24 protein-coding genes are annotated in these 26,891 nt (G+C 64.8%); 21 read left to right on the top strand and 3 right to left on the bottom strand.

Going from position 1 to position 26,891, the window contains the following annotated elements:
* The first annotated feature begins 50 nt into the window (after positions 1-50).
* The 21 genes from ABIA65_RS02915 (at position 51) to ABIA65_RS02815 (ending at position 22,342) form a co-directional block, all read left to right on the top strand.
* The gene (locus tag ABIA65_RS02915) at positions 51-566 is read left to right on the top strand and encodes an Lrp/AsnC family transcriptional regulator (protein ID WP_241401996.1); all 516 of its coding nucleotides are present in this window, start codon (positions 51-53) and stop codon (positions 564-566) included.
* 377 nt (positions 567-943) lie between these two features.
* Positions 944-2,107: an LLM class flavin-dependent oxidoreductase gene (locus tag ABIA65_RS02910; protein ID WP_241401995.1), complete on the top strand. Its 1,164-nt coding sequence runs from the start codon at positions 944-946 to the stop codon at positions 2,105-2,107.
* Positions 2,104-2,550, top strand: a complete 447-nt coding sequence (locus ABIA65_RS02905; RefSeq protein ID WP_354522555.1) for a YybH family protein — start codon at positions 2,104-2,106, stop codon at positions 2,548-2,550. Before ABIA65_RS02910 ends, ABIA65_RS02905 begins: the two co-directional genes overlap by 4 nt.
* Positions 2,551-2,624: 74 nt before the next feature.
* Positions 2,625-4,067: an amidase gene (locus tag ABIA65_RS02900; RefSeq protein WP_354522554.1), complete on the top strand. Its 1,443-nt coding sequence runs from the start codon at positions 2,625-2,627 to the stop codon at positions 4,065-4,067.
* Between the two features lie 13 nt (positions 4,068-4,080).
* Positions 4,081-4,905 (top strand): flavin reductase family protein, encoded by an 825-nt coding sequence (locus tag ABIA65_RS02895; RefSeq protein WP_241401992.1) that lies wholly within the window; start codon positions 4,081-4,083, stop codon positions 4,903-4,905.
* 37 nt (positions 4,906-4,942) lie between these two features.
* Entirely contained in the window at positions 4,943-5,380 is a 438-nt protein-coding gene (locus tag ABIA65_RS02890) for a hypothetical protein (protein ID WP_354522553.1), read from the top strand.
* Positions 5,377-6,516, top strand: a complete 1,140-nt coding sequence (locus tag ABIA65_RS02885; protein WP_354522552.1) for a M20 family metallopeptidase — start codon at positions 5,377-5,379, stop codon at positions 6,514-6,516. The genes ABIA65_RS02890 and ABIA65_RS02885 overlap by 4 nt, the downstream gene beginning before the upstream one ends.
* Before the next feature lie 63 nt (positions 6,517-6,579).
* Positions 6,580-8,004, top strand: a complete 1,425-nt coding sequence (locus ABIA65_RS02880) for an aldehyde dehydrogenase family protein (protein WP_354522551.1) — start codon at positions 6,580-6,582, stop codon at positions 8,002-8,004.
* A 399-nt stretch (positions 8,005-8,403) separates the two neighbouring features.
* Complete coding sequence (locus ABIA65_RS02875; RefSeq protein WP_241401988.1) at positions 8,404-9,189, top strand: MlaE family ABC transporter permease; 786 nt, start codon at positions 8,404-8,406, stop codon at positions 9,187-9,189.
* Positions 9,186-10,043 (top strand): ABC transporter permease, encoded by an 858-nt coding sequence (locus ABIA65_RS02870; RefSeq protein ID WP_241401987.1) that lies wholly within the window; start codon positions 9,186-9,188, stop codon positions 10,041-10,043. Before ABIA65_RS02875 ends, ABIA65_RS02870 begins: the two co-directional genes overlap by 4 nt.
* Before the next feature lie 5 nt (positions 10,044-10,048).
* Positions 10,049-11,509, top strand: a complete 1,461-nt coding sequence (locus tag ABIA65_RS02865; RefSeq protein ID WP_354522550.1) for an MCE family protein — start codon at positions 10,049-10,051, stop codon at positions 11,507-11,509.
* Positions 11,510-11,552: 43 nt separating this feature from the next.
* The gene (locus tag ABIA65_RS02860) at positions 11,553-12,581 is read left to right on the top strand and encodes an MCE family protein (protein ID WP_354522549.1); all 1,029 of its coding nucleotides are present in this window, start codon (positions 11,553-11,555) and stop codon (positions 12,579-12,581) included.
* Entirely contained in the window at positions 12,578-13,921 is a 1,344-nt protein-coding gene (locus tag ABIA65_RS02855; protein WP_354522548.1) for an MCE family protein, read from the top strand. The genes ABIA65_RS02860 and ABIA65_RS02855 overlap by 4 nt, the downstream gene beginning before the upstream one ends.
* Complete coding sequence (locus ABIA65_RS02850; RefSeq protein WP_354522547.1) at positions 13,918-15,234, top strand: MCE family protein; 1,317 nt, start codon at positions 13,918-13,920, stop codon at positions 15,232-15,234. The genes ABIA65_RS02855 and ABIA65_RS02850 overlap by 4 nt, the downstream gene beginning before the upstream one ends.
* Positions 15,231-16,370, top strand: a complete 1,140-nt coding sequence (locus ABIA65_RS02845) for a virulence factor Mce family protein (RefSeq protein WP_241401982.1) — start codon at positions 15,231-15,233, stop codon at positions 16,368-16,370. The genes ABIA65_RS02850 and ABIA65_RS02845 overlap by 4 nt, the downstream gene beginning before the upstream one ends.
* A gap of 2 nt (positions 16,371-16,372) precedes the next feature.
* Positions 16,373-17,839: an MCE family protein gene (locus ABIA65_RS02840; RefSeq protein ID WP_354522546.1), complete on the top strand. Its 1,467-nt coding sequence runs from the start codon at positions 16,373-16,375 to the stop codon at positions 17,837-17,839.
* Between the two features lie 4 nt (positions 17,840-17,843).
* Entirely contained in the window at positions 17,844-18,407 is a 564-nt protein-coding gene (locus ABIA65_RS02835; protein WP_354522545.1) for an Rv1363c family protein, read from the top strand.
* Positions 18,404-18,961 (top strand): hypothetical protein, encoded by a 558-nt coding sequence (locus ABIA65_RS02830; RefSeq protein ID WP_354522543.1) that lies wholly within the window; start codon positions 18,404-18,406, stop codon positions 18,959-18,961. The genes ABIA65_RS02835 and ABIA65_RS02830 overlap by 4 nt, the downstream gene beginning before the upstream one ends.
* Entirely contained in the window at positions 18,958-19,356 is a 399-nt protein-coding gene (locus tag ABIA65_RS02825) for a DUF732 domain-containing protein (protein WP_354522541.1), read from the top strand. The genes ABIA65_RS02830 and ABIA65_RS02825 overlap by 4 nt, the downstream gene beginning before the upstream one ends.
* A gap of 60 nt (positions 19,357-19,416) precedes the next feature.
* On the top strand, positions 19,417-19,881 hold the full coding sequence (locus tag ABIA65_RS02820) for a CAP domain-containing protein (protein WP_241405925.1): 465 nt from the start codon (positions 19,417-19,419) through the stop codon (positions 19,879-19,881).
* A gap of 100 nt (positions 19,882-19,981) precedes the next feature.
* Positions 19,982-22,342, top strand: a complete 2,361-nt coding sequence (locus tag ABIA65_RS02815) for a LuxR C-terminal-related transcriptional regulator (protein WP_354522540.1) — start codon at positions 19,982-19,984, stop codon at positions 22,340-22,342.
* A 16-nt stretch (positions 22,343-22,358) separates the two neighbouring features.
* Here ABIA65_RS02815 and ABIA65_RS02810 read toward each other — a convergent pair whose 3' ends face one another.
* Genes ABIA65_RS02810 through ABIA65_RS02800 form a run of 3 tightly spaced genes read right to left on the bottom strand, consistent with a single transcriptional unit; the run spans position 22,359 to position 26,885 of the window.
* Complete coding sequence (locus tag ABIA65_RS02810; RefSeq protein ID WP_241401976.1) at positions 22,359-23,147, bottom strand: tyrosine-protein phosphatase; 789 nt, start codon at positions 23,145-23,147, stop codon at positions 22,359-22,361.
* On the bottom strand, positions 23,147-24,427 hold the full coding sequence (locus tag ABIA65_RS02805; protein WP_354522539.1) for an acyl-CoA dehydrogenase family protein: 1,281 nt from the start codon (positions 24,425-24,427) through the stop codon (positions 23,147-23,149). The genes ABIA65_RS02810 and ABIA65_RS02805 overlap by 1 nt, the downstream gene beginning before the upstream one ends.
* Positions 24,428-24,470: 43 nt before the next feature.
* Positions 24,471-26,885 carry a PEP-utilizing enzyme gene (locus tag ABIA65_RS02800; RefSeq protein WP_241401974.1) on the bottom strand — a complete coding sequence of 805 codons (2,415 nt, stop codon included), beginning with the start codon at positions 26,883-26,885 and terminating at the stop codon, positions 24,471-24,473.
* Positions 26,886-26,891 lie beyond the last annotated feature (6 nt).

Below are 26,891 nucleotides of genomic sequence, written 5' to 3'. Positions count from 1 at the left end.
TGTCCATTTCGCGCAGTCAGTGATAGCCATCACGTTATGAGGTGATCCAATTGCTCAATATCGATCGGCTCGATGCACGGCTGCTGAGCCTGCTGTCGCGGGATGCCCGCGTCGGGGTCGGCGAACTGTCGGTCTCACTGGGTGTCGCGCGAAATACGGTGCAGGCCCGCCTTCGTCGACTGACTGAGTCAAAACTGTTGCGCGGCTTCCGTCCTGACATCGACTTCGCGGCTGTCGGAATAGGTGTGCAGGGATTCTTGGCGCTCGAGATCGACCAGGGTCAACTGCGGTCGATCGTGCGCGCTTTGGCTGACATCCCCGAGGTGTTGGAGGCTCACGCCACCACTGGGCGCGAGGACCTTCTCGTCAGGGTGGCCACCGAGACCCAGTCGAGCCTGCAGTTGCTCATTGAGCGTGTGGTGGCGCTGCGGGGCGTGCGGCACTCGAGTACCACGCTCGCCCTGACCACACCGTTGCCCTTCCGTATTGATCCCCTACTGCAGGAGCTGACGCAACGTGCCGGCTCCGGGCGTGCGACCCCCGGGCCCGAGCGGGATCGAGCCTAGAGAAAGCACCTGCTCCGCAATGTGTTTCAAGGTGCCAATCTCACCTGAAGGTGAGGCGCGGGGTGTGAGCGGTGCCCCTTGTCACTGTCAGTCGCGACTGAGCCCGAGCTTTGCGCTGGTCTCTGCCAGATTCTGGATACCGTCGTGGTTGCGACGCTGATCATCGAGCGCCACCTCGTGCTTCGGATAGTGCGTCCACCGGCGGCCACGCCGTATCGGTAGAAGTACCGAGATTTGGCAGCGGCGGTAAATCGGTATGCATTGCGGATATCTGCTCACGCTCAACTGATGCAGTCTCGACGTACGACATGTTGTCCAACCGGTCGACCGGCGCACACACGGCGAGCATCGGCGACACCCGAATCGTGGAGGAAGCCTTGAAGTTCACACTGTTCACCGAGTCCGCTGTCACACGCGGAAGTTCATACCAGCGTCGGTACCTGGACCTCGTCGAGGAGGCGGTGTTCGCCGAGGAGATGGGATTCGACACCTGGGGTACCTCCGAGCACCACTTCATCGGTGAGATGGCGTGTACGCCCTCGCCCGAGGTGATCTTCACCGCCGTCGCAATGCGCACCAACACCATGCGGCTGCGCCACATGGGTCGGTTGGCATCGGCGGTCCACCCGGTCCTGATCGCCGAGCAGACGATGTCTGAGGACATCTTCTCCAACGGCCGCGTGGAAGTGGCCTTCGTGCGCGGTAATACGCTCCTTCAGCTCGATGCGTTCGGAGTGCCGCTGGACGATTCGAAGGCGCGGGCTGACGAGGGTATGGAGCTGTTCGTCCGCGCCGTGTCCGACGATGTCTTCGAGCACGACGGTAAGCACTGGGGCACCTTCCCGCCACGTCAGCTCACGCCGAAGGGAGTTCAGGAGCCGCACCCGCCCCTGTTCAAGATCGCCCAGACCGGTAGCTCCATATACGAGGCGCGGGTCCTTGGGATGGGCTGCCTGACCTCGGATATGTGGCTCGGATGGGACGAGGCTGAAAGGCTGTTGGCCTGCTACAACTCGGTCAAGGACGATGAACTCAAGCCCATCGTTCGTCGGACCACCAAGGCAGTCGGTCTCATCGCGAACACGGTTCGTTGCGCCAAGACCAATGATCGCGCGATGGAGATCGGCGAGCGCGACATGATCATGATGTCGAACATCGTTCTGAAGGACTTGTACCAGCACTTGGCGCAGCGGTCCGACATGTACCGCGAGTTCAAGATGTACGGCGAGATCCTGGACAAGATCGAGGACCCGGAATGGCTGCGGGACTGCGGACCCAGCGTCATGGTCGGCGATCCGGCGCACCTGATCCAGATGATCGAGCGGCTTGAGTCCCTAGGCGCCGACGAAGTCGTCATGAGAATCGACAACGGCCCTCACAACGAACTGATGGAGACGATCGAAACTATCGGTCGCTACGTGATCCCACACTTCAAGAACCCCAAGGGAGTGCTGAGCAGCGGAGCCGTCGGAGTTCTGCCCGGCGACGCCCACCAGAAGACCAGCATCGACGACTACTCCGAAGCGAATCGCGTTCTGTGAGTGACGTCAAGATCACCCGCACTGTCGGTGCGGTGATCGACAACGCCGACGCACGGCGCGTCGTCGAGAACGCCTTCGCCGCGATCGCCCGTGCTGTGGATGAGCGCGATGCAGATGCCTTCGCTGACCTGTACACCGTCGACGGCGTACTGATGACGCCGGACGGTGCGCTGATTCAGGGCCGGGAGGCGATCAAGGACGCGATCGGGAGGTTCATGGAGGCGGGACTTGTCAAGCAGGAAGCCTGGCTGACGGGTCTGGTGGTGGCCGATGGGCTCATCGTCGAACAGAGTCGAACGCGGGGCACAGTCCGCAGCGGCAACGGTACGACCTCCGCCGAGAACAACTGCATCGTCACCCATGTTCTCGACGACGGTGTCTGGCGCATGCACCAGGACATCTGGAACACCACAACCGGAAGTGCCACTGACGGGAGCTACTAGCGACGGCCGGGGACCACGGATCCCCGGCTGTCGCCCTCTCCCAGCATCGAGATGAGAAGAAGGTCGAGACTTCCATGAAGTTCGCCGAGTACGCAGAGCATGACGCCACCGCCCTGGCCGACGCGATTCGCAGTGGTCAGGTCAGCGCCGAGGAGGTTCGCCAGACGGCGTTCGAGGCCGTGGGGCGAATGAACGAGCAGCTGAACGCTGTCGTCGAGGGGCCCTGGCCGGTTCCGCCCGTCGCCCCGGCATCGAACGGAGTGTTCGCCGGGGTGCCATTCGTGTTCAAGGATGTCGTCTGCCACGCGAAGGGCGTTCCCATGCGGATGGGCACCCTGGCGCTCAAGGAGGGAGTCGTCTTCGACACCAATACCGCACTGATGGAGCGGTTTCTCGACGCCGGACTCGTGTTGGTGGCCAACACGACGACCCCGGAGCTGGCTCTGAGCTGCGTGACCGCCTCGCGACTGACTGGAACCACACTGAACCCGTGGAACACCGAGGTCACGGTGGGCGCATCGAGCGGAGGGTCGGCGGCCTTGGTGGCCTCCGGCGCCGTTCCGATGGCTCATGCGAACGACGGCGGCGGATCGATCCGCATTCCCGCCGCTCGAACCGGTCTCGTGGGTCTCAAGCCCTCTCGGGCCAGGGTCTCCGCCGGCCCCGACTACGCAGAGATAATGAGCGGCAATGCGATTGAGTTCGCCATCACCAGGACGGTGCGTGACGCGGCAACCCTCCTCGACGCTGTCCACGGCTACCAGGCCGGTGATCGTTACGCCACTGTGCCACCGAACCGGCCGTACCGGGATGAGATTCGGCAGTGCCCGTCGTCGCTCCGCATAGCCGTCACCTCCGAGGCGATGTCGAGCGTGGCTGTCGATGCCGAGGTGAGTGACGCGGTGGATGGGACGGCCCGGCTGCTGACCGATCTGGGACATGAGGTCAGTGCCGTGCAGCATCCGATCGACTGGTACGAACTCACCGAAATCTTCAATGTCATATGGGGATTCGGTGTGGCGGCGACCGTCAAACAGGTAGCCGAGATCGGTGGTGTCGACATCTCACTGGACTACTTCGACGAATCCACCCTCGTGTCTCACGAGTTCGGCATGTCACTTGGTGCCCTCGACCTCGCCGATGCCTACGCCGGGATGAACAGCATCACCAGGCGTTATGCGGCCTTCATGTCGGACTATGACGTCATCGTCCAGCCCACGGCCAACCGGGTTCATGTGCCTCCAACACATTTGGAGTCCAAGAGCTCGCCAGCGACGTCGCTCGAATGGGTACGGACCGTGCTCGAGGAGTACCCGATGTGCTGCCTCTACAACGTGACTGGCGCACCCGCCGTGAGCCTTCCGCTCATGACGTCCAAGGACGGTTTGCCGATCGGGATTCAGTTCGGTGGCCGTATGTTCGACGAGGGCACCCTGCTCTCACTGGCCGCCCAACTCGAGGAGGCGCAGCCGTGGGCTCAGCGCCGGCCGTCGATCCATGTCTCGGCGCTGGATTGAGCGGGGGTCCGGTGTGAAGATCCTTCTGCAACGTGGACACTCGACCCCAGAGGTGTCGGTGGACTCCTCCGATGATCTCACCAGACTGTCCCTGGAGATCGCCGCGGACGTGCACCCCTTCGAGATTGCGCACGCACGCGGAGTCAACGACGTCGACCCGGCGGGCACCCATGTGTGGTTCACCGTCGATGCGTTACGAGACCTTTGCCAGGTCGACGATCAGGCCTGGGCCACCGACTTCGACCAGATGATCTCGAAGGCCTCCGCCCACGGTTGGGTCGCCGACGGGTCGGTGAGGGTCCACATCACAAGGGGTGGCGACTCCGGCCCGGAGACCGCGCACGCACCGATGCACCCCGCTGAATCGAGTCTCAAGCGCGTGTTCCGGACGATGCCCTCGGGCGTGATCGCCCTCGCGGGGACACCGGAGGACGGGCCGCCCGTGGCGATGGCCGTCAGCTCGTTCACCAATGTGTCGATGCGACCTCCGCTGCTTGGCGTGTGCATCCGGCGAGAGTCGGCGACCTGGCCGCAACTCGCGAAATCTCCCAGCATCGGGGTCAGTCTTCTGGCCAGGAGCCAGGGGGCCATCGCGCTGGAACTCGCTGCACCCGATCAAGGCACTGATCGCCTTTCCCGCATCGAGCATGTGAGGACAGCCACTGGCGCGGTGTACATCCGCGACGCGGTGTCCTGGTATCAGACTCGACTGGTCGAGACCCACCGCGGCGGCGATCATCTGATCGCACTGTTGGAGATCGAGCGGTGTGCGAACTCCGAGGATTCAGATCCGGTCGTGTACTACGAAAGCGGGTTTCGTGCGATAGCCGGCTCGTGACACCCAAAACCGCTCCATCCAAGCCGAAGGACTCCTCATGCGGTTCGCGCTCATCGTCGAACACCCCGATCGCGTGAGGCCGAGCCCAGCAGGTCTGACCGACGAACAGGAGCCCGAGCAGTTCGTCATGCTTGATGCCGGGTGTCTCAGCGATGCCTCTCGGCTGGCCAACCGGCTTGACGGTGGGTCGGCGCTGCTACGGATACACGTGACTGAGGCGCGCCCGGCACCCCACTCGACGGAGATCTTCCTTCCGCCGCGGCAAACCGCGATTGTCAGCCTCATTCACGATGCGAGCCTTCTGGGAATCGCCGTCGGCGCTCTGATAACGGGTGACGAGCCCACTGCATGTCCCGGCTCGATGCGGGATGGCATTGCCAGCGATCTCAACGGTCTGGGTTACCGGGTCCGCACCGATCCCCAGGTGGAGCTGGCTGATCAATCATCTCGAGAGCGAGTGGAGTTGCCCCAATGAACGACGTGATCGACGCCGATCGGCTCGTTGGGTTGGTGAAGGATCTGATCCGCCTCGACTCGTCGAACCCGCCGGGTGGGGAAAGTGAGGTGGCGAGACACCTCGCAGGCGTCATGGAGGATCTCGGCGCAAGGGTCGAACTGATATCGGCTGGTGACGGCCGGGATTCGGTTGTCGCCACCGTAGCCGGCAAGGACCCGACCCGAACCCTTGCGGTCAACGGCCACATCGACGTCGTGCCGGTCACAGGCCAGACGTGGACGCGCGATCCCTTTACCCCGGAGGTGCGTGGGGACAGACTGTATGGCCGCGGTGCGTGTGACATGAAGGGCGGCATCGGCGCCGCGATCGAGGCGATTCGCGCACTGCGCGATCATGATTCATTGCCCAGTACGAATGTAGCCTTTCATCTCGTCGCCGACGAGGAGACCGGTGGGATCTTCGGAACGCAATGGCTGATGGATCGCGGCCACCTCGCGGCCGACGCGTGTTTGGTACCCGAGCCAACAGGATTGCACGTGGGGGTGGCCGAGCGCGGCGCGCTGTTCGCGAGGATCACCGTGCACGGCCGAGGGGGCCACGGCAGCGTTCCTGACTCCGGGGTGTCCGCGGTCGCCGGCGCCGCGCGAGTGGTCGACGCACTACACCTGCGTGACTTCGGCGTCGAGCATCCGCTGCTCGGCCGCACCACCTGTAACGTCGGGAAGATCTCAGGCGGTGCGGCGCCGAATGTCATTGCTGAGTCCTGTGTTATCGAGGTGGACCGCCGACTGCTGCCGGGCGCGTCGCGCGACTCGGCAGTCAAGGAACTTCTGGATGTTGTCGAATCACTCGACCCGCCAGTCGATATCGACGCCGAGGCCATCGTGTTTGTCGAGGCGTCTGAGATCGACCGGGCGCATCCCGTCGTTGAGTGGATCGACCAGATCGCACGGTCTGTGCGGACTGATTCGGAGATCGTCGGCAGCATGCTGGGCAGCGATGCCCGCTTCTACCGCAACGCCCTTTCGATCCCGACAGTACTGCTCGGGCCGGGAGACATCGCCCAGGCGCACACCGCGGACGAATGGGTGTCCCTGACCGATTTGACGGACGCCGCCCACATCTACCTCCGCGCCTTCCAATCGTTTCGATAGCACCGTGTCAAGACGCGGATGACCGACAAAACACGGGACTGACTGAACTCTGAAAGGACTGTCATGGAGTTGCTGAGAAACTATATCGGTGGGACATGGGTAGAACCGCTGGGTACCGACTCTGTACAGAGAGCCGACCCCTTCACGGGAATGATCCAACTGGAGGTGCCCGTCAGCTCTGCCGCCGATGTCGACATGGCGGTGAAGTCCGCTGGCGCGGCCCAACTCTCGTGGTCGGAAATGGGACTGGCCGCCCGGTTGGATGCCCTGAATCAGTTTGCGGACGCGCTCGAGGCCTCGGCGGTCGACCTGGCCGGGACCGAGAGCCGCGAGATGGGCAAACCGGTCGATATCGGTACCCAGTTCCTGCTGTCGGGTGTCGGCGTGTTCCGCGAGTCCCTACGGGAGGCGTTGACCTACCCCTTTGAAGAGCAGTACGGCGGTAACGACGAGATCAGAACCGTGACCAGGCACACTCCGCTGGGTGTGGTGGCCCTGATCGTGCCCTGGAACTTCACCGTCGCAGCCATATTGCTGAGTCTTGGACCGATCCTCGCGGCAGGCAATACCGTCGTCGTCAAACCGTCCGAGAAGGCGACGCCATCGGCAGTGCACATGCTGGAGTGCTGCCCGCTTCCGCCGGGGGTCATCAACCTGGTCGTCGGCGACGGCCGGACAGGGGCGTCACTCACTGAGCATCCCGACATCGCGCTGGTGAACTTCACTGGATCGGTGGGCGCCGGCCAGCGAGTCGCACAGGCCTGTGCTGCGCGGTTCACCCGGGCCACACTGGAACTCGGCGGCAAGGACGCCGCGGTCGTCGATGACGGGGTGGATGTGGCCGCTGTCGCGGCGCAGCTGGCGTACGCGGCCTTCGTGAACTCGGGCCAGATCTGCACTTCGATCGAGCGCGTCTACGTCGTCGAGGAGATCGCGGATGCCCTGATCGCCGCTTTGACCGCCGAGGCGCAGCGATATGTCCCGGGTGAACGTTCCTCAGCCGACCAGGTTTCGCTCGGACCCATGGTTGATGCCCACCAACGCAACATCGTTCGATACCACGTCGAGGACGCCCGCGCCAAGGGCGCCAGGATCCTCGTTGGCGGCGAAGCCCCCGATGTGCCGGGCTACTACTTCCCCGCCACGGTGATCTCGGATACCACCTCCGACATGCTCATCATGAGAGACGAGACATTCGGGCCGGTGTTGCCGGTCCAGGTGGTCGCGAGCTTTGAGGAGGGGCTGGCGAGGGCCGCCGAGTCCGACTTCGGCCTTGCTGCCACCATATTCACCGAGGATCGGAATCATGTGGACGCCGCGTTGCGCCTCCCGGTCGGGATGGTGTGGATCAACCAGTGGCAAGGCAGCGGCCTGCTGCGGATGTTCGAGCCTGCGCGGGCGAGTGGGTCTGGCCTCACCGGTGGCCGTGCCGCGTTTGACGCGGCCACTCGCGGCGTGTCGATCAGCATCCCCGAGCGACTGACCTAGTCCTCGACACCGAAAAGACAAACCCTGGCGCGGTATCTGCTCCTGCGCGGCCGGGGCGGTGTCGCTTGATGACTCAGCGGCGAGTTCTGCCGCTCTCACCGCGATTGATGTGCGGGCGAACAGTGGAAGGCGCAGCCGGACTGCGGTTCCAGCCTGCAGCAGGGGATTTCGCGTGCTGGCGTGCGGCCGCTGCCAGCCCCGAATGTCGAGCGCCACCTCCCGTGTGCGGTGGCATCGGCGAAGCGACATAGGCAGGGAAGAGTTTTATACGTAAGCAACTACGTACGTATAAGAATCCGTAGTTGGACTGATGTGCGCGATACGTGTTTGCGCGAGTGTGATCCGCATCATTCGAACGTGAACGCACTCACTCGTGGATTGCGATGGCTTGGAGGCCGAATGCAACTGGTCGAACGCTCATTCCTCAGTGGCGTCGCCGCGAAGCCATTTCGCGGGTTCGGTGGCTTCGTCGCGATGGCGCTCGAAACGTTTGCGCGCATGTTCCGGTGGCCCTTCCCCTGGCGTGAGTATTTGCTGCAGACCTGGTTCGTCGCCCGTGTGTCGCTGGTGCCTGCACTGATGCTCTGCCTGCCATTCATCGTGTTGACCGTCTTCACCTTCAACGTGCTGCTCATCGAGTTCGGTGCGGCCGACTTCTCGGGCACTGGCGCCTCGATCGGTGCCATCAACCAGTCGGGCCCGATTGTGACAGTGCTTGTGGTTGCAGGGGCGGGCGCCACGGCGATGTGCGCCGATCTCGGTGCGCGAACCATCCGGGACGAACTCGATGCTCTACGGGTTATGGGAGTCGACCCGATTCACTCGCTGGTAGTGCCTCGGGTCCTGGCTGCGACCACGGTGGCACTGCTCCTGTCGTCACTCGTCGGTCTGGTCGGGCTTGCCGGCGGGTTCATCTTCTCGGTGTTCTTTCACAACGTCACCCCGGGTGCGTTCGTGGCGGGGATGACGCTGATAACGGGAGTGAGCGACGTCGTGGTGGCGCTGATCAAGGCAGCCCTGTTCGGGCTGACCGCCGGGTTGATCGCCTGTTATAAGGGCATTTCCGTGGGGGGCGGTCCCGCCGGGGTTGGCAACGCCGTGAACGAGACCGTGGTGTTCTCCTTCGTTGCGCTGTTCGTGATCAACGTGATCGTCACCGCCGTGGCCTTCCAGGCGACGTCATGACCGCTAGTTCGGCTCGTATACCGCGGGTTTCGCGGATCGGCAGGTGGGTTCGGGCGGTCGACGACGCTGCGGATCGAATCGGTGCGCAGGCTCAGTTCTACTTCAAGACAGTCACCTCCATCGGTGATGCGATCACGCGATACACCGCTGAGACCATCCGCCTGGTGGCCGCGATGAGTCTGGGCACGGGTGCACTCGTAATGATCGGCGGCACCACGGCGATCGTCGGATTTCTGACGTTGTCGACCGGCGCCCTCGTCGCAGTCCAGGGATACAACCAGTTCTCCCAAGTGGGGGTCGAGGCACTAGTCGGATTCGCCTCGGCGTTCTTCAACGTGCGATTGATCGCACCGTTGACTGCGGGCGTGGCGATGGCGGCGACGATCGGGGCTGGGGCGACCGCACAGATGGGGGCGATGCGGATCAGTGAGGAGATCGATGCGCTGGAGGTGATGGGCATCCGCTCGGTGGCATACCTGGCGTCGACCAGGGTCGTGGCCGGTGTCATGGTGGTGATCCCGGTGTACTGCGTTGCCGTGATGGCGTCGTTCTTCGCCGCCCGCTTTGGCACGACCTTCTTGTACGGGCAGTCGACCGGTGTCTACGATCACTACTTCTACACCTTCCTCTCTCCTTCGGACCTGTTGTGGTCGTTCGCAATAGCGCTGGTGATGGCATTGGTGATCATGATGGTGCACACCTATTACGGCTATACCGCGTCAGGCGGTCCTGCTGGGGTCGGAGAAGCCGTCGGCCGCGCGGTGCGGACCTCACTGATCACCGCCTCGGTGGTAGTCCTGTTCATGTCACTGGCCATCTACGGTCAGTCCGGCAACTTCACCTTGGCGGGTTGAGCGCGATGGCCACGAAATCGGAGGAGGGTCGCGCACACCGCAGGTGGTGGGCGGTCGCGCTGTTCACGGTGATAGCCGCGTTCATCTACACGACGATGGGCATGTTCACCAACAAGTTCAACGCGTACATCCCGGTGACCCTGGTGTCTGACCGCTCCGGGTTGGTCATGGAGACGGGCGCCAAGGTCAAGTTGCGCGGTGTGCCAGTGGGTGAGGTCGGCGCCGTCACCGGAGGCAAGAACTCAGTCAGCCTGCAACTGAAGTTGTTCCCCGATCAAGTCAAGTTCGTTCCGGCCAATGTCGAGGCTCGTATTCAAGCCACCACCATCTTCGGTGCGAAGTACGTGGAACTTGTCTATCCCAGCGGCCCCAGTGCGAATCGACTGGCCCCAGGCGCCGTGCTGCGATCAGACAACGTGAGCACCGAAGTCAACACGGTTTTCGAGAATCTGGTGGAAGTGCTCGACCGGATCGACCCCGCGAAGCTCAACGCAATCCTGTCGGCACTGGCACAGGGAGTGCGGGGACAGGGTGAGCGTATCGGGGAGGCCACCACCGGGCTCAATCAAGTGCTGTTGGAGATCAACCCGCGAGCGGAGACCATCCGCGGAGACTTCCGCTCGCTCAAGGGATTCGCCGACACGTACAGTGCGGCGGCCCAGAACATCCTGACTGCTCTGGATGCGGCGAGCACCACCAGTGAGACCGTCACGAAGCAGGCCAAGGAGCTGGACGCCTTGCTGATCAACCTCATCGGCTTCTCCGACAGTGGCGTGAACCTGCTTGCGCCCAACCGGGACAACTTCATCCAGGCGATCAACAGCCTAGAGCCGACGACAGCCCTACTGGCGAAGTACAACCCTGCCTACACCTGCCTGCTGGTCGGCGCCAAGACCCTGCTCGACACCGGCTACTACGGAGTCGCCGGCGGAGACAACGGAAAATCGCTGATCGTCGATGCCGCACTGCTATTCGGCGACGACCCGTACCGGTACCCCGACAATCTGCCCATCATTGGCGCCAAGGGTGGCCCAAGCGGAAAGCCGGGCTGCGGTTCGCTACCTGACGTCGCCAAGAACTTCCCCGTCCGCAGCCTCGTCACCAACACCGGATGGGGCACCGGAGTCGACAACCGACCCAACCCCGGGATCGGCCGGCCGTTCTACAACAACTTCCTCCCGACCACCCGCGGCAATCCCGAACCCCCGACGTTGCGTGGTCAGGATCGAGGTCCCGCGCCGGGCCCGATTCCCTATCCGGGTGCTCCCGCCTACGGTGCGCCGATGTACGCCCCGGACGGCACCCCGCTCTACCCCGGCCTACCTCCAGCGCCGCCACCCATGTCGGCGCCCGAGCCTGGCCCGCCGCCACCGGGAACGGAGCCCTTCGTGGTCCCCAATCCGGCTGAAGTGCAGCCGAACCCGCCAGCGACACCGCCTCCGGTGCCGGCGGCACCGTCTCCATGAGCGCGCTGAAGTCCCCCGCCAACTCGGACCGAGGAAGGACACTTTGAAAGACAACCTGTTTGGTGTCGCCGCGCGACTCGCCGTCTTCGTCACGGTGTGCCTGCTGGGGTGTTTTGCCCTCCTCGCCATATATGCGCAGTTCCGCTTCCAAGCGGGCAAGACCTACACGGCTGTCTTCACCAACGTCAGCGGGCTCGCCGACGGGAACTTCGTCCGCGTCGCGGGCGTCGAGGTCGGCAAGGTCACCCGCATCTCGGTCAACCAGGACAACACGGCGTCGGTCCAGTTCAACGCCAACGACGCCGTCATCCTGACCGAGGGCAGTCGCGCGGCCATCCGCTACGACAACTTGATCGGCGATCGATACCTTGAACTGCTCGAAGGAGCAGGTGGCACCAGACAACTCGCGCCGAATGCCACCATCGGGTTGGACCGCACCACTCCCGCTCTAGACCTCGACGCGCTCATCGGCGGCTTTCGGCCGCTGTTCAGTGCGTTGGATCCCGACAAGGTCAACGCCCTGTCCGGTGAACTGATCTCGGCGTTTCAGGGTCAAGGCGCTTCTGTCGGATCGTTTCTCACCCAGACCGCAGCGCTGACCAGCACGCTGGCCGACCGCGATGAACTCATCGGGCAGGTCGTGATCAACCTGAACACCGTGCTCGGCTCGCTCGCCGGTCAGGGTGACCAGTTCGCCAAGGCGGTCGACTCCTTGTCGTCGCTGGTGGCCGGTCTGGCGGAACGCAAACAGGACCTCAGCGACGGACTGGCGCACGCCAACGCAGCGTCGGCGTCCATCAGCGACCTACTTGCCCAGGCCCGCGTGCCACTGAAGGAAACGGTGACCCAGACCGATCGAGTGGCAACGACGGTGCTCAACGACAAGGACTTCTTCGACGACTTCCTCAACACGCTGCCCGACGCCTACAAGGTGCTCGGCCGCCAGGCGCTGACCGGCGACTACTTCAGCTTCTATCTCTGCGACCTGGTGCTCAAACTCAACGGAAAGGGTGGGCAACCCGTGTACGTCAGGCTGGCCGGACAGGACTCGGGCAGGTGCACGCCGCGATGAAACCCATCTCCGAACGCAACCCGGTGGTGCTCGGCGTCATCGGTGCGGTGGTACTCGCCGCGGTGGCGATTGGCGCACTTCAGTTCAGGGGCCTGCTCTCCATGACGAGGGCACACACCTACTCGGCGTACTTCGCCGACGCGGGCGGACTGAAAACCGGTGCCGCGGTCCAGGTTGCGGGCTACCAGGTCGGGGAGGTCAAGTCCATCGCGTTGGTGGACTCGCAGGCTTTGATCACATTCAACGTCGACGACGACATCCGTGTGGGTGATCGCTCCGAGGCCGCGATCAAAACCAAGGCGCTGCTCGGTTCCAAGGTGCTTGAGGTGACGCCACGTGGCGACGGCTCGCAGAGCAACACGATTCCGTTGGAACGCACCACGTCGCCCTATCAGCTTCCTGACGCACTCGGTGACCTCTCGGCGACCATCAGCGGACTCAACACCGACCAGCTGTCCGACTCGCTGTCGGTGCTGGCGCAGACCTTCGCCGACACCCCGCCCCAGATCCAAGCCGCCGTAGCCGGCGTCGCGCGCTTCTCCGCGACCCTCAACGAACGCGATGCCCACCTGCGATCGCTGCTGAGCAACGCCAATAGAGCGACCGAAATTCTGGCTCAACGCAGCGACGACATTGTCAGCCTGGTCTCCAACACCAACGCACTGCTGGTTCAGCTGGAGGGCCAGAGCAGCGCCCTCGATGAGCTCTCGCACAACTTCTCGGCCCTCAGCCACCAGCTGACCGCATTGATCGACGACAACCGCGCGACGCTCAAACCCGCGCTGGACCGGCTCAACGGTGTGCTCACCATCGTCGACAACCGCAAGGCCAAGGTGCAGGAGGCACTCAAGGGTCTGCGTGACTACGCGACGTCACTGGGCGAATCGGTGTCGTCGGGCCCGTTCTTCAAGGCGTATCTGGCCAACCTGCTGCCGGGCCAACTCGTGCAGCCCTTCGTCGATGCCGCGTTCTCTGACCTCGGTCTGGACCCGAACGTGCTACTTCCCTCGCAGCGCGTCGACCCGCAGATCGGACAACCCGGCACCCCCGCGTTGCCGATACCGTTCCCGCGGACCGGTCAGGGCGGCGAGCCGAGGGTGACGCTGCCCGACGCGATCACCGGCAACCCGGGCGACCAGCCGTGCCTGGGGTCCGGCCCCGGCTGTTACCCCTACCGGGAACCGCCGCCAGCGCCTCCACCGGGAGGTCCGCCCCCCGGGCCGCCCGCCAACGTCGCCCCCGCCCCCATACCCACACCCGTCTTGCAGCTGGCACCCGATGAGGTGCCTGCCGCAGCCACCGATCCGGCGGCCCCGACTAGCCCAGAGGCAAGCCAATGAGCTCACGTAAATGGCGGCTCGGATTGGCCGGCGTGCTGGTGTTCGTTCTCGTCGCCGGATTTCTCGTCATCCAGCGCGACGGGTCTGGCGTCGGACGAACTCACCTGGTCGCCTACTTCGACAACAGCAACGGGATCTTCGTGGGCGACGAGGTGCGCATCGTGGGCGTGCCGGTCGGCAGGATCGACAGGATCGAACCGCAACCGATGCAGGTCAGGATCAGCTTCTGGCTCGACGATCGGTACAAGGTGCCGGCTGACGCCAAGGCGGTGATCCTCTCGCCGTCGTTGGTGACCTCACGCGCCATCCAGCTGACCCCCGCCTACACCTCCGGGCCGGTGATGGCCGATAACACCGTCATCGACCGTGACCGCACCGCCGTACCAGTGGAGTTCGACGACTTCCGTCAACAACTCCAAAAGCTCAACGACGCCCTACAGCCGACGCAGCCGGGAGGCGTCAGCCCGCTCGGCGAGTTGGTCAAGACCACCGCCAACAACGTGCGCGGCCAAGGCGCATCCATCCGAGATGCGATTATCAAACTCTCGCAAGCGATCTCGGCGCTAGGCGACCACAGCACCGATCTCTTCGGCACGCTGAGGAATCTCTCGTTGCTGGTGTCTGCCCTGGAGGGCTCCTCCGACGTGCTCGCCCAGCTGAACGTGAACCTCGCGTCCGTCACGCACCTGGTGGCCAACGATCCCAACGAGGTCGGCAACGCCGTGCGTGATCTCGGTGATCTCGCTGGGGATCTCGCCGGATTCGTGAACGAGAACCGCGAGTCGTTGGGCATCACGGCAGACAAACTCGCCTCGGTGTCGCAGGCATTGCACGAGAGCATCCCCGACCTCAAGGAAGTGCTGCACGTTGCCCCCAACACCCTGCAGAACTTCGTCAACATCTATCAGCCCGCCCAGGGCACGCTGACGGGTGCGTTGTCCGTTAACAACCTCCAGAACCCGATCACGTTCCTATGCGGCGCAATCCAGGCGGCCTCTCGCATGGGTGCAGAACAATCGGCCAAATTGTGCGCGCAGTATCTCGCGCCGATCGTCAAGAACCGACAGCTCAACTTTCCGCCGCTGGGACTCAACCCGATCGTCGGTGCCACTGCCCGGCCCAATGAACTGACCTACAGCGAGGATTGGATGCGCCCGGACTACGTGCCGCCGCAGCCGCCGGCCGTTGCTGCCTCATCGACTGATGCGCAGGCGCCGTTGGCCGCCGAGGCGCCGATGCCGTCGCAGTCCACGCCGACGAATCCATCCGGCGGCCTCGCCGGAATGATGGTCCCATCCGGAGGTGGCCAATGACTGTTCCGCGCTCACGCAGGATAGTCGCCGGTTGTGCCATCGCGATCGCAGTGACGGGGTCCTCGGGCTGCGCTTGGCAGGGACTGAACTCACTGCCGCTACCGGGCACCGCCGGCGGCGGGAATGACGCGTTCACCATCCAGGCCCAGTTGCCCAACGTCACCAACCTGCAACCGAATTCCCGCGTTCGCGTGGGTGACGTCACCGTCGGCAACGTCACGAAGATTGACATGCAGGGTTGGCACGCGCTGCTGACGATTTCACTCGACAGTGACGTCGACCTGCCGGCCAACAGCACAGCAAAACTGGGCCAAACCAGCCTGTTCGGTTCTCTGCACATCGAGCTGGCGCCCCCCACGGACGCTCCGCCAGAAGGCAGACTGCGCAGCGGATCGCTGATCCCCCTATCGGCCGCGGGGACCTACCCAAGCACCGAGCAGACGCTGGCGGCGGTGTCGCTGGTACTCAACGGCGGGGGAGTTGGTCAAGTCCAGGACATCACCGAAGCGCTCAGCTCGGCGTTCGCCGGACGCTCCGGTGATCTGCGTAGCCTGGTCAATCAACTCGACACCTACGTCGGACACCTCAATGACCAGAAGCACGACATCATCGCCGCGGCAGAGAGTCTCAACAACCTGATCGGCCAGATCGCCGAGCAGAAACCGGTCGTCGACAGAGCCCTCAAGACCATTCCCGAAGCGTTGGCCGTGCTCAACGACCAACGCCAGGCCATCGCCGACGCCGTCACCCAGCTGGGCAAATTCGCCGCGCTGGCCGGCGATTCGATCAACCAGACCAAGGCTGCGCTGGTCCGTGAACTGACCGACCTCGCCCCCGTGCTGAAGTCCTTGGCCGACGCCGGCCCAGCGCTGACCCGCGCCCTGAGCGTGCTGCCCACCTACCCGTTCCCCAAGGAGACGCTCACCAACTGGGCGCGCGGCGACTACGCCAATCTGACCGCAATCATCGACCTGACGTTGAGCCGGCTGGACTCGTCGTTCCTCACCGGCACCCGGTTCGAGGGCAGTCTCACCGAGCTGGAACTGCAGTGGGGCCGCACTATCGGGCAGCTGCCCAGCCCCTACACCGCTGGGAATCCGTTGGTCGTTCCCTATCGTGCCGATGAAGGACCCTAATTATGTATCTGCCCAGGCGCGTCGTCGTTCAGATGGCGATCTTCACCACCGGCACCCTGGTGGCCCTCTCCGTGATGGCCTTCCACTACATGGGGCTGCCCAATTTTCTCTTCGGAGTCGGCCACTACCGAGTCACCCTGAACCTGCCCACAACCGGTGGCCTGTACCCCAGCGGCAACGTGACCTACCGCGGGACCGAAGTCGGTCGAGTCGAAAGTGTCGCACTGACCGGGACGGGTGTTAACGCGACTCTGTCGTTGGAGTCCGGTGTGGACATTCCCGCCGACCTGGACGCCGAAGTGCACAGCCAGTCCGCGATCGGGGAGCAGTTCGTCGCCTTGCGGCCGCGAAGCGACAACGGTCCGCTGCTCCAGAACGGTGATGTCATTCCCGTCGACCGGACCTCCGTCCCGCCCGACATCAACTCGCTGCTCGATGCCACCAACCGGGGTATTGAGGCGATTCCGCACGACGACCTCAAGACCGTCATCGATGAGGGCTACACCGCTGTCGGCGGCCTCGGCCCCGAGCTCTCCCGGTTGGTCAAGGGCACCACCGCACTGGCGATCGACGCGCGCAAGAACCTCGATGCCCTGATCGCCCTGACCGATCGGTCCCAACCCGTGCTGGACTCCCAAACCAACACGTCGAACTCGATTGCGGCCTGGGCGGCCAACATCGCCACCGTCACCGGGGAGTTGAAGGCGCAAGATCCCGCGGTGTCCAAGCTGTTGGACGAGGGGCCCAGTGCCGTCGATGCCAGCCGTGCACTGCTCGACCGGTTCCAACCGTCGCTGCCGGTCTTGCTGAACAACCTGGTGAGCCTCAACGACGTAGCCCTCTCCTACCGGGCCGATCTCGAGCAGCTCCTGGTGCTGCTGCCGCAGGGGATCTCGATTCTGCAGGGTGCCGGCCTCGCCAACCGAGACACCAAACAGGCCTATGAGGGTGCCTTTCTGTCGTTCAACCTCAACCTCAACCTGCCACCGGCCTGCCTCACTGGATTCCTGCCTCCACAACAGCAACGGGTGCCCACCGACGTGGACTATCCGGCGCGACCGGATGGCAACCTGTACTGCCGGGTGCCACAGGACTCGCCGTTCAACGTTCGCGGTGCCCGCAACATCCCCTGTGAAACCAAACCCGGGAAGCGCGCACCCACCGCGGCGATGTGCGAGGGCGACGAGAACTATGTGCCGCTCAACGATGGCTACAACTGGAAGGGCGACCCCAACGCCACGTTGTCCGGACAACCGATTCCCCAGTCCTATGGCAGCACACCGGATCCCGGCACGCTCCCGGCGGCGGCGGCGCCGCAGCAGCCGCCGATCGCTATCGCCGAGTACGACCCCAGCACCGGGAGCTACATCGGACCCGATGGTCATCGCTACACCCAGACCGACCTGGGCTCGAACACAGACAAGCGTCAATCGTGGCAGGACATGATCCTGCCGCCGAAGGGATCGTGACCCGTTGCCGGACGTAGCGCAGGACTCCGCTGAGCCCACCGAACCCCCGGAAGGGGATCATCGGGCCAAACGCTTGTGGCGACGGATCACGCCGCTGAGACTGGCGCTTCTGGTCGGTCTGACGATGGCGCTGGGCCTCGCGGTTCTCATCGGCGTGTTGGGGGTGCGCGCCTACCACGCGCATGAGGACGCGCAGCTTCGCGCGGTGTACCTGCAGGTCGGACGCCAAGGTGCAGTCAACCTCACCACCATCGACTGGCAACACGCCGATGTTGACGTACAACGCATCCTCAGCACAGCAACCGGCCCGTTCCACGACGACTTCTCCCGGCGATCACAACCTTTCGTCGATGTGGTCAAGAAGGTGCAGTCCATCTCCACCGGAACCGTCGCCGCAGCAGGACTGGAGTCCTCAACCGACACCGAGGCGCGGGTGCTCGTCGCTGTGAACGTCGAGACCATCACCAACGAGGCGCCCGAACCGGCATTGCGCGCATGGCGCATGCGCATCTCGGTACAGAACGTGGGTGACGACGTGTTGGTATCCAACGTGGAGTTCGTGTCGTGACCGAGTCGTTGGTCGATGACCCGGTGTACCCGGACATCGAAGCGGTCGATCCAGCGACACCGCCACGGCGCTCGAGATGGCGCGATCGCTCCGTCAATATCGTTCTGCCGCTGGTGGTTATGAGCCTGGCCGCGGGGGCGGGATACCTCAGGTATCTAGACGGCTCGGATCAGGTCGCACAAGCCGCGGCTCTCTCCTCCGTGGCCGCCGCCACTGACGGCGCCATCGCACTCCTGTCATATCGGCCTGACACCGCTGAGACAACCCTTGCGGACGCCAGTGACCTTCTGACAGGCCCGTTTCGGGACTCGTACACGTCGTTGACCAACGAGGTGGTCATCCCCGGGGCGAAGGAGCGAAACATCTCGGCCACCGCGACCGTGCCAGCCGCGGCATCGGTTTCAGCGACCGCGAATCATGCGGTCGTCCTGGTCTTCGTCGACCAGGCCGTCATCGTCGGTGACGACGCACCATCGGCCACATCGTCGGCGGTGCAAGTCACCCTCGACAAGATTGGCGACCGTTGGCTCATATCGGGTTTCGATCCCAAATGAGATCGTCACGAAGCCGCAGGCGACCCACTGCTGGCATCACGGCAGCGCTCACCGGCGCCGTCCTCAGCGCCGTGGGATTCTTGGCTATCGGTGCGACCCTCCGTGCAGCGCCGGTGCACGCCGACGAGGTGGCCTATCTGCTCAACGTCACCGTGCGGCCTGGCTACAACTTCGCCAGTGCCGGCGACGCCCTGGCATACGGTCATGGAATCTGCGAGAGGATCGCCGGCGGGACCGCCTACGGGGATCTCATCAGCGATGTCAAGGCCCACTTCGCCAACACCGACGAGTTCCAAGCCTCCTACCTGGTGAGCCAGGCGGCCAATGAGATCTGTCCGGCCCAGATCTGGCAGCTACGCACCTCTGCGGCCGGATATCAGCCGCCCCCACTTTGACTTTCACGGTGACACACTGAAGGGGACTACATGAATGCGCGTCCGCGAACAACTGGGCTGATGGCGTCGGTGTTGATGCTCGCAGTCGGCGGGGTCCTGCAGGCGGCACCGGCGTCTGCGAACAACAAACGACTCAACAACAGCGTCGTTGCCAACGTCTACACCATCCAACACCAGGCGGGTTGTACCAACGATATTCGCGTCAACCCACAACTTCAGTTGGCCGCCCAATGGCATACCAACGACGTACTGAACAATCGGCGTCTCGACGCGGACCTCGGATCCGACGGGTCCACCCCGCAAGACCGTGCCCGTGCGGCCGGTTTCAAGGGGACCGCCTCCGAGACCGTGGCGATTAACTCGGCGCTGGCCATCAGCGGCATCGAGATCATGAACAGCTGGTACCACCGGCCCGACTACATGGCCATCATGTCCAACTGCGCCAACACCGAAATCGGTGTCTGGTCAGAGAATAGCCTCGACCGCACCGTCGTCGTCGCGGTCTACGGTCAACCGGCGACGTAGGGAGCCGCTCGGCGCCAACGAGACGGCTTTCAGCGACGGGTGTCCGAAGCGAGTCGAAGTGACTATCATCACTGTCTCGGACACCAACGGAAGGTGCTAGATGCGTGGCGGCAACTTTGCCAACGGTCGGCTTCCCGAAGATCCCACCCCGTTTGTCGGACGTTCCACGGAAGTTGCCATCGCTGCCGACAAGTTGCGCACAGCCCGGCTCGTCTCGTTTGTGGGAATCGGAGGGATCGGCAAGACCAGACTGGCGAAGGCGGTCGCCAAACGCTCGGCGGAAGACTACGAAGACGGTGTCCACTTCGCTGACCTGTCGGTAGCCAGCAGTGACCAGTTGGTTGAGCACGCCATCCTCAATGCCCTGGGCCTGGATAGCTCTCCCGCTGCCTCGCTGCGAAACCTCCTCGAAGAGGAGGCGTGCCTGCTGGTCCTGGATCGCTGTGAAGGCGTGGTCGCGGCACTCGCGCCGATCGTCGACGAGTTGATCGCGTGGTGTCCCGGGGTGAAGATTCTGGTCACTACTCGCACGGAACTCGGTGTGGCAGGGGAGAACATCTACGTCGTGCCCCCGATGTCCACGGAGTCGCCTGACGGCGATGGGATCAGCGACGCCGCGGAACTCTTCATGGCGAGGTCACAGGCACTCACCGGGCGTCCAGTGTCCCAGGCGAGTTTCCACGACATCGACGCCCTGTGCCGTCACCTCGATGGGATTCCGCTGGCTATCGAACTGGCTGCGGGGCGCAGTCGCTCAATGACCGCGCTCGAAATCCGTACGCATCTGGATCAGCGGTTTGAGATTCTGAGCGATGCCCCGGGAGGCGCGTCGCACCAGGCCAGCCTGGAATCCGTGCTGGTCTGGACCTGGGAGCGGTGCACGCCGGCCGAACAAGAGCTCTGGATGTCCATGTCGGTGTTTCGTGGCGCCGTCGCCGCCGATGTGATCGCGGCCGTCCAGGGCGTCACCGTGGACGCGGACCTTCTCAAGACGGTGGATCGGCTCACGGCGAAGTCGATTCTGATCAGTGAGCAGACCTCGGCGACCCGGTATCGGCTCTTGGACACAGTCAGCACCTTCGGATCGTTGAAGGCGCAGATCGTGCTCGGTGACGAGGTGGTCACTCAGATGCGGGACCGGCATCTCGACTACTGCGTCAGTGCGGCGCGTGTGGCGTTCGAGAACTGGTTCGGCTCGGATCAGCGTCCCATTCTGGCCGGTCTCGAGAACTCGATCGGCAACTTCCGCGCAGCGTTCGACTGGTCAATCGCCGACGAGTCGCGCGCCCACAAGGCGGCGGAGCTCTATGCGCATCTGTGGCCGTACTGGATTGCTGGGGGCCACATCAAGGAGAGCTTGATCTGGGCCGATCGGCTCGGAGATCGGACCGAGCCCGACGCGTCCGAGATGTGCTTGCTGCTGCTCACAAAGGGCTGGTCGCAACTCCTGGGCGGCCTACGCGTCGAGGCGGAGGAATCGCTGGGGCAGTGCCACGAACTGGCGCTTCTCGCGGACTGCGCCGACGAGGCGTATCTGTCGAAGGGTCTGCTTGGCAGCTGCCTCACACTTCGTGGCCACCACAGTGAGGGCATCGCTCTACTTCAGAATGCCCTCAGCGGTGCCTATGGGAAGGTTCGGCCATGGGCGCTCACCCTTCTGCTCGAACTCAACGCGGAGTTGCGGGCGCTCTATGGCGACCGCCGCGTCGCCCTGGAGCAGTGCGATGAGTGCGAGCGGATATGCCTGGCGGATGGTGACGTCTGGTGCCGAGGATTGGTGTCCTGGGTGCGGTCCCTCGTCCACTATCTGGAGGGGGAGTACACCCAGGCGTACGCCGAAGCGCGACGGACATTGCAACTGAAGGCCTCGGTACAGGATTTTCTCGGCGTGGCATTGGCGACCGAAGTGGTCGCTTGGTCGCTGGCGATGCAGGGGGAGTACTCACTTGCCGCAGTACTGCTGGGGATGACCGGGCACTACTGGAAGTACTCGGGCAGTGATCTGCTCATCGGCATCGATGTGCTCTCCGCACAACGGATCCGTGTCCTCGAACGATCGTCTGCGGAGCTGGGTGCCGACGCCGTCGAAATGCAGACCCGGATCGAGCCGAGGATGGCTCTGGTGAACTTTCCCGAGATCGTTGCCACGTTTGCCGCGCGGCAGCTACCCGCGGTCGGCTCGCCCGACGCGCGCGCCCATGGGGCGGTTGGCATGGGTAGGCCCACTGGCGTCGACGCGCAGCCCGCGCCGCTGACGGGCGCCCTGACCCGCCGCGAGACAGAAGTGGCGCAACTTATCGCACAGGGTAAGACGAACCGAGAGATCGCCAACATCCTGTTCATCGGTATCCGCACCGTGGACACTCACGTCGCCAACGTGCTGCGCAAGCTCAACGTGGCACGGCGGGTTGAGGTCGCGCGCCTGATCATGCTGTCGGAGGGTTCTCGGGCCTCTGGCTGATGGGGAGGCCGGCCGCTCAGCGCAGGTTGGCGTGCAGCCGCCGCACCTGGTCCTCGGTGACGCCGACGGCGTCGAGGTACTTCGCCACCGACCCGTACTCCTCGTCGATCACCCGAAAAACGGTGTGCAGGTACACCTCTCGTACGCCAAGCACCTCGTCGGTCAGCTGCGCCTCGGCGAAGGTCTCGATCTCCTTGGTCTGCTCATCGGTGCGCTTGCGCAGCGACTCGAGGATCTGTTCCTTGAGCGGCGGTATCGCATCGTTGCTGCGCAGGTAATCGACCATCACCGCGTCGCGATCGACGCCCACCGCCTGAAGTGCCACCGCGACGGTGAAACCCGTGCGGTCCTTACCCGCGAAGCAGTGCGCCAGCACCGGACGGCCATCGGCCAGTAGCGAGATCAGCTGGCGGACAGCGGATTGCGCACCGGGCAAGCCCGGGTACTTGGCGTACTCGTCGGTCATGTATCGGCCGGCCACGACGGCAACGTCCTCGCCGGTGCTGGAGGCCAGGGACTGCTCGAACGCCTGCTCGTGTGGCGCCTGCTCGCCGAGTTCACGGAATGGCAGTCGGTGAATCGACACCTCTCGGGGCACCAGGCCCGCACCGCGCCGTTCGACCTCACGGTCCGACCGGAGATCGGCGACATCGGCGATGCGGAGGTCGAGCAGCGCCGACCGGCCACCGTCATCCAGCCTGCTCAGCTCGCTGGAGCGGTAGAGCCTGCCGGGCCGAATACCCGTCTCCTCAGCGACATCACGAAAGTTCCAGGCACCCGACAGTTCGTCGCCATGGGATCCCATTACGCGATCACCGCCGTGCTCGATTGGCGGCTCGCCGCCGTGGTCGATTGGCGGCTCGCCGCCGTGGCCATCGCGGACTTCTCCCGGCCCAGTTCATTGCGGGCGATGGTGCGCATGTGGACCTCGTCGGGTCCGTCGAACAGCCGCATCGCGCGGTGCCAGCCGTACATCCGGGCCAGCGGGGTGTCGTCGCAGATGCCTGCCGCCCCGTGCACCTGGATCGCCCGGTCGATGACATTGCACGCCATCTGCGGGGCGACCGCCTTGATCTGCGCGACCAGCTGGCGCGCCTCGATGCTCTTGTTGCCGTGCTGATCGATGGTCCACGCCGCCTTGTGACACAGCAGCCGGGTCTGGTCGATCTCGTTGCGGGACTGGGCGATCTGCTGCTGCACCACACCCTGCTCGGCCAATGGCTTGCCGAACGCGATGCGAGTCTGCACCCGGTGGGTCATCAACGCGATCGCGCGTTCGGCCACACCGATCGCGCGCATGCAGTGGTGGATGCGGCCGGGTCCCAGGCGTGCCTGGGCGATCGCGAAGCCGCTGCCCTCCTCGTCGAGCAGGTTGCCGACCGGCACCCGCACGTTGTCGAAGCTGACCTCGCAGTGGCCGTGCTGGTCCTGCCAGCCGAACACCGGAAGCGAGCGCTCGATCGAGACACCCGGTGTGTCGACCGGGACGAGGATCATCGACTGCTGCTGATGGCTGGCCGCATCCGGGTTGGTGCGGCCCATCACGATGAGGATCTTGCAGCGCGGGTCGGCCGCACCGGAGATCCACCACTTGCGGCCATTGATGACGTAGTCGTCACCGTCGCGCAGCATCGTGGTCTGAATGTTGCGGGCGTCGCTGGAGGCCACTGCGGGCTCGGTCATCGCGAACGCGCTGCGGATCTCACCGGCCAGCAGGGGCTCGAGCCACTGCTTGCTCTGCGCCTCGTTCGCGAAGAGGTGCAGCGTCTCCATGTTGCCGGTGTCGGGGGCGGCACAGTTGAGCGCCTCGGGGCCCAGCTCCATGCTCCAGCCGCTCAACTCGGCCAGCGGGGCGTACTCCAGGTTGGTCAGCCCCGACTCCGACGGTAGGAACAGGTTCCACAGGCCCCGCGCCTTGGCCTTCACCTTGAGTTCCTCGATCACCGGCGGAACGGTGTGATCACCTGGTCCGGCCTGGAGCCGGTACGCGTCGTAGGACTCCTCGGCGGGGAACACCTCCTCGATCATGAAGGCGGTGAGTCGATCGTGGAAGTCCTGCCCCTTGGCCGACATCGCGAAGTCCATGACCGCCACGATATGACACCCGTCGAGATGGTCCCCGGGCACGTCAGGCGTCGGGCGCGGGCGCAAGCACCGTGACGAGTCCCGTACCGCCGTCGACTTCGATCAGGGTGCCGGTCGGCAGTCGGGTCGACGCGCCCCGCGCGTTGACCACACACGGCACACCGAACTCACGGGCCACGATTGCCGCATGCGACATGTGCCCGCCGAGTTCGGTGACGACGGCCGCCGCATAGGCGAACGCCGGGGTGTAACCGACGTCGGTGACCTTCGCGACCAGGATCTCACCGGGCTCGAGATCGTCGATGGTCTCGGGGCGCACGACGCGCACCCGGCCGCGTACGACGCCTGCGCAGACGCCCAGCCCGTGCAGCACGTCGCCGCCGGTCAGTTCGGTCGTGGGCGCCGCCGTGGGAGCCCAGGAGCCACTGAACGCCTCCGGTGGCACGTGGCGCTGCAGCTCGGTCTGCTGCGCCCGGCGCCTGGCCACGACTGCCGTCAGGTCCGGCGGCGGCGCATCCAGTTCGTCGACCAGCAGGTAGAAGACGTCGTCGGGCTGCTCGAGGGTGCCCGCGGCGACGAGCCGCCGCCCGTACTCGCGGAGCAGTCCGCGCAGCAGCCAGATGGTGCGGACCATGCGGTCGCGGCGGACCTCGCGATCACGCATCTGGCCCGCCGCCGCGGCGGCGACGGGGCGCACCCATAGCGGAATAGCGGGTGGCTGCGGTGGTAACCAGGCCGGGGCCTGCAACGTCTTGGCGACCATTCGCAGCAGCAACCGCGGGTCGTCGGAGAATGTGGCACAACGCATTTCGACCTCACCGGGGCCCCGGTGGCCGATGACACCGATCTCGCGTTCCACCTGGGCGGCGAACCGGGGTGCGATTTGCGTCAGGGCGGCGAGGTCGGGCTCGGGGGTGCTCAGCAGCGCGACCACCGCCGGGTCACGCCGTGCGGAGGCCGCCAGCCGGTGCACCGCGCCAAGCGACTGTGCGCTGGTGATGTCCGCACCGGTCGACGGCAGTACGTCACGTCCGCACAGGATCCGCAGGATCACCCCGTAGGCGGTGCACACCAGGATCGACGCCGACGCCAGCACCCACGCATGCACCACGTGGTCGCGGGCCAGCGCCATCAGCTCACGCAACTGCTGGTCGTCAAGATCGGCGACACCGGCGGCGCGCGACTCCAGGCGCGTCACATCGCCGACGAAGTCGCGGGTGTCCTGCCCCGACCCGGCCGTCAACCCCAGCAGATTGTTGGCGAAGGTGAGGACACCACGTACGTGCCCGACGATGTTGCGCCGATTCACCGGCGGCAGTTCGTCACCGAACAGCGGAAGGCCCTCGATGGTCCGGCCGAAGAATCCGTTGATGATGAGGTCCGGCTTCACCAGCGGAACGGTCTGGGCCATGAAGTGACCCGAGGTGATACCGGCGTACAGGCGGTGACCGAACACCCCGGTGGTGCGCTTGGACATCTCGCGCTGCACCGCACCGCCGGGCCGCAGCCGCTGCGAGATCACCAGCGCCGCAGCCCTGGTGCCGCGCACGGTGACTGACGCCGACGACGGCGAGAATGGTCCGGGCAACGCCTCGGACAGGTTGGTCGCGACGAACGCCGGGAATCGCGGGTCGATTGGTGTGTCGAACTCACCGTTGGCGCCGCCGATTCCGGCAGGCACCGGCGCCACGCCGTCCTCGGACGGTGTGTCCACCGCCGGGATCTCCCGTACCCGCGGCAGGCGCCACGGCAGGGCCACGACACGATGGCCGATGGCGAAGCGGGCCCGGCACACCAACGCGAAGTCATCGACGCACTGCGCCGCGGTCCACGTGGGCGCGCAATCCCACTCCTCGCGCAGGCGACGGGTGTCCAGCGGTGCCTGCGGACCGGGGTCGGCGACCGGCAGGAACCGTGTCGGCACCCGCAGTAGCGGCCGTCCCAACGCGCCCGCGATGGCGCGGATGGTGGTGTGGCCCTCGGCGGCGACGTCGATGACGCCGGCTGGCAGGCTGGAATCCGTTACGGCACGGACGAACACGCGTTGCAGGTCGTTGGGGTGCACCACCTGAAGAGGCCGGTCGACGATCTCGCCGGACCTCAGTTGCACCGGCCGGGCGAAGCGGCGCAGCACCGCGTCATCGACCGAGCGGCCGAGTACCTGCGGAAACCGGACCGCGATGCACTCGACGTCGCTCGGTGGCTGCACGTGCTGGCCCAGCGGTGCGGCCATGACGATCCGTCGTGCGCCGGTGACGGGCAGGGGTGCGGCGGGATCACACCAGGCCACCACATCCGCATTCAGCAACCCACCGGTGTCGGTGGTGAATGCGACTGAGCCCGGCCAACTCTCGGGACGCGTGGAGCCGACGCCGGTGACGTTGTGGCCGAGGCTGGTCAGCCGCATCGCCACGCCCTGACCGAGAAGGGTGTCGGCGCCGGTGACGACGACCCTCATCGCGGC

This window comes from Mycolicibacterium sp. 624 (assembly GCF_040548615.1).
Taxonomy (GTDB): domain Bacteria; phylum Actinomycetota; class Actinomycetes; order Mycobacteriales; family Mycobacteriaceae; genus Mycobacterium.
This window is presented reverse-complemented; position numbering and strand designations above follow the sequence as displayed.

Coding starts and splice junctions, on each gene's coding strand:
- ABIA65_RS02900 (WP_354522554.1), top strand. CDS start 2,625: ATGAAGTTCGCCGAGTACGCAGAGCATGACGCCACCGCCCTGGCCGAC.
- ABIA65_RS02890 (WP_354522553.1), top strand. CDS start 4,943: ATGCGGTTCGCGCTCATCGTCGAACACCCCGATCGCGTGAGGCCGAGC.
- ABIA65_RS02885 (WP_354522552.1), top strand. CDS start 5,377: ATGAACGACGTGATCGACGCCGATCGGCTCGTTGGGTTGGTGAAGGAT.
- ABIA65_RS02880 (WP_354522551.1), top strand. CDS start 6,580: ATGGAGTTGCTGAGAAACTATATCGGTGGGACATGGGTAGAACCGCTG.
- ABIA65_RS02875 (WP_241401988.1), top strand. CDS start 8,404: ATGCAACTGGTCGAACGCTCATTCCTCAGTGGCGTCGCCGCGAAGCCA.
- ABIA65_RS02870 (WP_241401987.1), top strand. CDS start 9,186: ATGACCGCTAGTTCGGCTCGTATACCGCGGGTTTCGCGGATCGGCAGG.
- ABIA65_RS02865 (WP_354522550.1), top strand. CDS start 10,049: ATGGCCACGAAATCGGAGGAGGGTCGCGCACACCGCAGGTGGTGGGCG.
- ABIA65_RS02855 (WP_354522548.1), top strand. CDS start 12,578: ATGAAACCCATCTCCGAACGCAACCCGGTGGTGCTCGGCGTCATCGGT.
- ABIA65_RS02850 (WP_354522547.1), top strand. CDS start 13,918: ATGAGCTCACGTAAATGGCGGCTCGGATTGGCCGGCGTGCTGGTGTTC.
- ABIA65_RS02845 (WP_241401982.1), top strand. CDS start 15,231: ATGACTGTTCCGCGCTCACGCAGGATAGTCGCCGGTTGTGCCATCGCG.
- ABIA65_RS02840 (WP_354522546.1), top strand. CDS start 16,373: ATGTATCTGCCCAGGCGCGTCGTCGTTCAGATGGCGATCTTCACCACC.
- ABIA65_RS02825 (WP_354522541.1), top strand. CDS start 18,958: ATGAGATCGTCACGAAGCCGCAGGCGACCCACTGCTGGCATCACGGCA.
- ABIA65_RS02820 (WP_241405925.1), top strand. CDS start 19,417: ATGGCGTCGGTGTTGATGCTCGCAGTCGGCGGGGTCCTGCAGGCGGCA.
- ABIA65_RS02815 (WP_354522540.1), top strand. CDS start 19,982: ATGCGTGGCGGCAACTTTGCCAACGGTCGGCTTCCCGAAGATCCCACC.
- ABIA65_RS02810 (WP_241401976.1), bottom strand. CDS start 23,147: ATGGGATCCCATGGCGACGAACTGTCGGGTGCCTGGAACTTTCGTGAT.
- ABIA65_RS02805 (WP_354522539.1), bottom strand. CDS start 24,427: ATGGACTTCGCGATGTCGGCCAAGGGGCAGGACTTCCACGATCGACTC.
- ABIA65_RS02800 (WP_241401974.1), bottom strand. CDS start 26,885: ATGAGGGTCGTCGTCACCGGCGCCGACACCCTTCTCGGTCAGGGCGTG.